Here is an 874-nt window from a genome sequence, read left to right as displayed (position 1 = left end):
CGAATCAAAGTGAGCCATTTATTCTTATGGTTCACGCCTTTTAGCATTGATTCAGCGACAAGTTTCTGTACTTCATCGATGCTATCTAAGGTTCGTGAGCGAAGTGTTTGATACCAATCAATTGTGGCATGGTAATGCTGCTCCCAGGCTGAAAGACCACCCTCAAGTACAGCTGGTGTGAATACATCTGGTCGTCTATTAATCAAAGGTTCAAGAGACGACATCAGTTCTGCAGGCGTCGCCCAGTTACTATAGACCTCTAGTAACAACTCTTGTGGTAGAGCAAAGACTTCCTGGCGCCAGTAATCCTCACAGACCCGCAGCAACAGAGGCTTGGTGTCTTCCATCAGGTTTTGCGTAAAAGCGACATTTAAATCTAATGCATGACGCGCCAGAAGCTGCTGACAGAAACCATGAATTGTATGGATTTCAGATTGGTCTATTTGACGTTCTGCGATTCTTAAACGAAGTTTATCTGCCTCAATATCCGATGATTGTTGGTACAAATAATTCAGCACCTCATCGTCACTAGGTTCACCATTTAATACCTGGGAAAGCTCCTGAATTCGTGCACGGACTCGATCACGAAGCTCTTGCGTTGCTGCCTCGGTAAAGGTCACTACCAGAATTTCATCTACCCCGAGCTTTTGTTCTAGCAAATAACGTAAGTAGAGATTGGCGACCGCATAGGTTTTCCCGGTTCCTGCGCTCGCTTCAATTAGTGACAATGAATCAAGCGGGAACTGACAGAGGTCTAGCGTTTTCATTTTAGAACCTCCCCTTGCAAGTCGGTGAAAATAAACTCTTCTTTATAGGCAGCAACTTGCTTAACAGTCGCTGCGACTCTATATCAGGTAAAACTCGAACCTCGGCG

At 45.1% G+C, this 874-nt stretch carries 1 protein-coding gene; it reads right to left on the bottom strand.

What is annotated here, in order from left to right:
* A partial coding sequence (locus A3729_RS03450; protein WP_156497619.1) for a UvrD-helicase domain-containing protein occupies positions 1-767 on the bottom strand: 767 nt, incomplete at its 3' end.
* Between the last annotated feature and the right edge of the window lie 107 nt (positions 768-874).

It is taken from the genome of Oleiphilus sp. HI0043 (assembly GCF_001634935.1).
The sequence above is the reverse complement of the archived record's forward strand: the minus strand, read 5'-3'. Positions and strand labels throughout refer to the sequence as shown.